Raw genomic sequence first — 5,056 nt, forward strand, 5'->3', positions numbered from 1 at the left:
AGGGCCACGAGCCCACCCGGGAGCGCCTGCAGTCCGCCGAGGACCGCGAGCGCTACGACGACACCACCAAGTGCATCCTGTGCGCCGCGTGCACCTCGTCCTGCCCCGTGTTCTGGACCGACGGCCAGTACTTCGGCCCCGCCGCGATCGTCAATGCGCACCGCTTCATCTTCGACTCCCGCGACGACGCCGGCGACATGCGCCTTGAGATCCTCAACGACAAGGAAGGCGTGTGGCGCTGCCGCACCACCTTCAACTGCTCGGAAGCCTGCCCGCGCGGCATCCAGGTCACCAAGGCCATCGCCGAGGTCAAGCAGGCCATCCTGACCCGCAAGATCTGACCCCACGCGGCACCGCTATTGAGGGTTGCCCCGGCCACCCCTGCGTCCCGATAGAGGGCGGCCCCGCCGGGGCCGCCCTCTTCGCGTCCCGCCCCCCTTTCCGCATCCCGGACGGGCGCCCTCCGCCCCGCCTCCCCGGCCTGGTGCCCTCCGCCCCGTGCTGGCCTGCCGCCGCGGGCAGCGCCGGGTCAGGACCTGCGCTGGGCCTTCCGGCTCTGCTGCCGCAGGGTGCCCGCCTTCTCCCGGTGCTCGTGGGCGGCCAGCGCCGCGGCGTCGGCCGTTCCCACGGCGCCCCACGCCGCCGCCAGAAGGTACACCTGGCTCAGCAGGTAGAACCAGACGAAGAGGCCGAGGATCACGGCGAACGGGGCGAGCAACGGCGAGGAGGCAAGACCTCCAAGGAGCGACGCGCTCACGGTGCGCAGCACTGTGCTGCCCACGCCGGCGAAAACCGCGGCCTGCAGCAGGACCTTCCGGGGCATGTCGATCGCGGAGGTGGTGTGGAGCAGGAGGGAGGCGACCGCCGTATCGAGGACGAGCATGATGGCGAAGCCTGCGAGCTGGGTCAGCGGACGCGATGCCCCGGTCAGCCCCACCAGGTCGAGGGCGAGGTCGAGCATCGTATTGGCGATGAACCCGACACCGGTGGTCACCAGCAGCGCGACGGCCAGGACGAGCAGCACCGCGACATCCTTGAGGATGATCTTCAGGGCACCCTCGGTCACCGGGCCCAGGGCGAAGATGCTCCGCATGCCCGCCCGGATACCGGCCATCCAGACGAGCGAGGAGATGAGCATGACGGCCGTCGAGATGACGAGCGCGGCACCGAACCCCGCCCCGGAGAACAGTTCCTCCCGGGTGGCGAGCCCACCGTCGCCGGTGTCGATGAGGCCGGGCGTGGTCGCCGCGACCGTGCGGACGATCAGCTCCTGCAGCCGGGTGTCCCCCGCGATGACGAGGCCGAGGATGGAGAACCCCGCAACGAGCATCGCAGCAATCGCGAAGAACATGCGGTAGGCGATGCCCGCGGCCAGCAGCGCTCCGCGGCGCAGTGCGTACAGCTGGAGCGCCCGCAGCGGCCGCAGGGCGCTCAGCCGGGCGAGTGCCACCCGGAGCCGGGCTGCGGCGACGGCCGCGGCGCCCGCGTTGTCCCGCTCCGCGCGGGTGAGGTTCTGGCGTGCTTCGAGGATCTTCAGGACCAGCCGGGCGTGGTCGGCCGGAGAGACAGGGTCAGCGCTCCTCGCGGTCCTCGGTGTCTTCGCCAAAGCTCAGCTCTTCCCGCAGTTTCCACAGCCCAGAATGCTCATGCTCATACAGTCCCATGGTACGGACCTCGAAGGAGGCTTCGAAGGACCGCAGCTGCTGCGCGGCCTCGTCCATGCTGGCCTCGCTCACGTCGTGGGCGATAGTGACGTGCGGGTGGAAGGGGAACTCGAGGGTGCGTTCGAGGGGCCCGGTCTGCAGCCGGGAGTGAAGCTCGACGCACTCCCGGAACCCGGCACGCACATTGAGGAACACCACCGGTGACAGCGGCCGGAAGGAGCCGGTGCCGCTGAGCGTCACGGTGAAGGGACCCTGCTTCGCGGCCACGGCGCGGACGTGCTCAAGCGTCCATTCCCAGTCGGTGGCCGGCGTCGTGGTGATGAGGGTGATGTGCGGGGGCACGAGGAAGGCCATGGGGTCCCCGAACGAGGCCCGCCAGCGTTCCAGCTCCCCTGCCAGCGGTTCGGGCACCGGCAGCGTGACGCCCACGCAGGTGGTTTCGGGCAGTCCCGGCCCGGCGTCGGCCGGGTCCCGGCGCAGCTCACTCATCCGCTGGCGCATGGCCTAACGTGCTCCGGCCGGGACCGGAGTGGGGAGGAACCCCACCTTCGCGTACACGTCGGCCAGGGTCGCCGAGGCTGTCTCCCGCGCCTTGGCCGCCCCCTTGGCGAGCAGGCGGTCGAGTTCGGCCGGATCGTCGAGGAGCTCGGCTGCGCGCGCCTGGATCGGCCCGAGGGATTCGGCGACCACCTCGGCCAGGTCCACCTTCAGGTGCCCGTACATCCTGCCCTCGTACTCCGCCTCGAGGGACGGGATGGAGCGGCCGGTCAGCGCGGAGTAGATCGTCAGCAGGTTCGAGACCCCGGGTTTCTCCTCACGGTCGAACGTGATCGACGTGCCCGCGTCGGTCACAGCGGACCGGATGCGCTTTGCCGTAACCTTCGGATCGTCGAGCAGGTTCACCAGCCCCATCGGGGACGAGGCCGACTTCGACATCTTGGCCGTCGGGTTCTGCAGGTCGTAGATCTTGGCCGATTCCTTCTGGATGAAGGGCTTGGGCACCACGAAGGTTTCACCGAAGCGGGCGTTGAACCGCTGCGCGAGGTCGCGGCTGAGTTCGACGTGCTGGCGCTGGTCCTCCCCCACCGGGACGCCCTCGGGCTGGTACAGCAGGATGTCCGCCGCCTGCAGGATGGGGTAGGTGAACAGGCCGACGCTGGCCTGCTCGGAGCCCTGCTTCGAGGCCTTGTCCTTGAACTGGGTCATCCGCGAGGCCTCACCAAATCCGGTGATGCAGTTGAGCACCCAGGCCAGCTGGGCGTGCTCGGGCACATGGGACTGGACGAACAGGGTGGCCTTGTCCACGTCCACCCCGCCGGCGATGTACTGGGCGGCGGTGATCCGGGTCCGTTCGGCGAGCTCCGCGGGGTCCTGCGGCACGGTGATCGCATGCAGGTCCGGGATGAAGAACACCGCGTCGTAGTCCTCCTGCATCCGGACCCAGTGCACCAGCGCACCGAGGTAGTTGCCGAGGTGGAGCGATCCCGCGGAGGGCTGCATCCCCGAGAGGATGCGCTGGCGGCCGGTGGGTGCGGTGAGGGTCATGGCGCGCTTCCTGTCGTCTAGAGAGAGTAGTCAACGACCACGGGGGCGTGGTCGGAAAAACGGGTGTCCCACGACGGCGCGCGGTCGACGGTGGCCTCGACCGCCGCCGCGGCGAGCCCGGGGGTCGCGAGGTGGTAGTCGATCCGCCAGCCGGTGTCGTTGTCGAAGGCCTTCCCGCGCCAGGACCACCAGGTGTAGGGGCCGTCGACGTCGCCGGAGAGGGCCCGGTGGACATCGACATAGCCGACGCCGCCGCCGAAGAACCGGTCGAAGTAGGCGCGCTCCTCGGGAAGGAAGCCGGCCTTCTTCAGGTTGCCCTTCCAGTTGCGGATGTCCCGCTCGGTGTGGCCGACGTTGAGGTCGCCGACGACGAGCACGTGGTCCGATTCGGCGGCGAGCACCGGCAGGCGGGCCTCCATGACGTCGAGGAAGCGGTACTTGTCGTCCTGCTTGGGGGTGCCGACGTCACCGGAGTGAACATAGGCGCTCACCACCGTCAGGGAGGAGCCGTTGACCTTGAAGTCGGCCTCGACCCAGCGTCCCGAGGTATCGAAGTAGGGCTCCCCGATCGAGGACCGGGTGGCGGAGGGTTCGACGCGGGAGGCGATGGCCACGCCGGCGCGGCCCTTGGCCTCCGCCTCGGCGTGGAGCAGGTGCCAGGAATCACCGAGCAGTTCGCGCACCACGGCGTCGGGGGCGCGGACTTCCTGCAGGCAGAGAATGTCGACACCGCGCCCGGCCAGCCACTGGTCCATGCCGCGCTTGTAGGCGGCACGGATTCCGTTGACGTTTACTGTTGCAATCCGGAGGGGTTTCATCGGGATATCGGAAGCGGCACTCACTCGACCCACCTTACCCCGGAGCACCGGGCGAATCATGTTGGCAGAACCCGATCGGGACGGCTGGGCACCTAGTCGACGATGGTGCCCTCGACGGGCCCCTCACCGGCGTTCTTCATCATCGACCGGGCGTTGTGCGAGGTGATCTCGATGGTCTCCAGGGCACGCTCGACCATGCCCTCGTCTCGGCCGAGGTATTCGCGGACCACACCCACCTGGACCTGGACGATCTTGAAGCTGTGATCGAGCTTCAGGTCACGGGCGCGGGTCGCCTCGTCGGAGGGTCCGGCCTGGCGCCGGGCGGGGGCGAAGCCCCCCTGCGCCTCGCTGAAGCGGTCAGCGGCCTTCCGCGCGGCCCCGCGGAGGGTGAAGACCACGTAGGAGAAGATGAGCAGCCAGCCAAGGGAGATGAGCACGACGAGCCAGCCTACGACGTCGTTCTCGTTGGCCGCGAACACCACGGCGACGAGGAACACGACGATCATGATGGCCATGCCCACCGTCCCCATGCGGACGCTGATACCCCGGCGGGCGGGTTTCCCTGTGCTTCCCAATGACTGCATGGGCCCATTCTTCCAAACAACGAACCCCCTCCCGACGGCTTCCACCACCGGCGAACGCCCGCGCGCACGCCTGCGCGCCGCACAGGGCCTGGAAAAGTTTTTGCGGATCCACCCATCCGTGATCCGTCTCACCCCGAACCTCCTGTGTGCGCGCCCCTACCGGCCTGCATCACCCGCACTTATGGAGGAAATTCTCATGAACAAGAAAATGCGTCTCCTTGCAGCCCCAGCCCTCGCCCTCGGCGCGGTCGCCCTGGCGGGATCCCCCGCGATGGCAGCCGACGGCTCCTACTCATCCACCCTTGGCCAGCTCAACGGCACCACGGGCTCCGGCACCATCACCGTCGATGTCACCGGCAACACCGCCATGGTCAACCTTCAGGTTTCCGGCCTCGCCGAGACCTTCATGGACGGACCCTACCCCCACGTCCAGCACATCCACGGC

6 protein-coding genes and 1 pseudogene are annotated in these 5,056 nt (G+C 68.8%); 2 read left to right on the forward strand and 5 right to left on the reverse strand.

The features are described 5' to 3' along the window. Positions 1–341 (forward strand): 4Fe-4S dicluster domain-containing protein (locus QZX79_RS00985; protein WP_294563445.1); only part of this gene is annotated, 341 nt, incomplete at its 5' end. A 188-nt stretch (positions 342–529) separates the two neighbouring features. On the opposite strand, the gene QZX79_RS00990 is transcribed toward QZX79_RS00985, so the two are convergent. The 5 genes from QZX79_RS00990 to QZX79_RS01010 form a co-directional block, all read right to left on the reverse strand. Beyond that, a complete protein-coding gene (locus tag QZX79_RS00990) occupies positions 530–1,606 on the reverse strand; it encodes a YihY/virulence factor BrkB family protein (RefSeq protein WP_294563448.1) in 1,077 nt (358 codons plus the stop codon). Next, positions 1,572–2,153 (reverse strand): 2'-5' RNA ligase family protein, encoded by a 582-nt coding sequence (locus tag QZX79_RS00995; protein WP_294563451.1) that lies wholly within the window; start codon positions 2,151–2,153, stop codon positions 1,572–1,574. The genes QZX79_RS00990 and QZX79_RS00995 overlap by 35 nt, the downstream gene beginning before the upstream one ends. A 15-nt stretch (positions 2,154–2,168) precedes the next feature. Next, positions 2,169–3,209 (reverse strand): tryptophan--tRNA ligase, encoded by a 1,041-nt coding sequence (trpS, locus tag QZX79_RS01000; protein ID WP_120167042.1) that lies wholly within the window; start codon positions 3,207–3,209, stop codon positions 2,169–2,171. Between the two features lie 17 nt (positions 3,210–3,226). Then, positions 3,227–4,027, reverse strand: coding sequence for an exodeoxyribonuclease III (locus tag QZX79_RS01005; RefSeq protein ID WP_294563456.1), 801 nt, complete (start codon positions 4,025–4,027; stop codon positions 3,227–3,229). A gap of 92 nt (positions 4,028–4,119) precedes the next feature. After that, positions 4,120–4,611, reverse strand: a complete 492-nt coding sequence (locus QZX79_RS01010) for a hypothetical protein (protein ID WP_294563455.1) — start codon at positions 4,609–4,611, stop codon at positions 4,120–4,122. A 196-nt stretch (positions 4,612–4,807) separates the two neighbouring features. On the opposite strand from QZX79_RS01010, the pseudogene QZX79_RS01015 reads away from it, so the two are divergent. After that, positions 4,808–5,056, forward strand: a pseudogene (locus QZX79_RS01015) (hypothetical protein); the annotation flags it as partial.

Origin of the sequence: uncultured Arthrobacter sp. (genome assembly GCF_902805515.1) — a bacterium.
GTDB lineage: Bacteria > Actinomycetota > Actinomycetes > Actinomycetales > Micrococcaceae > Arthrobacter_D.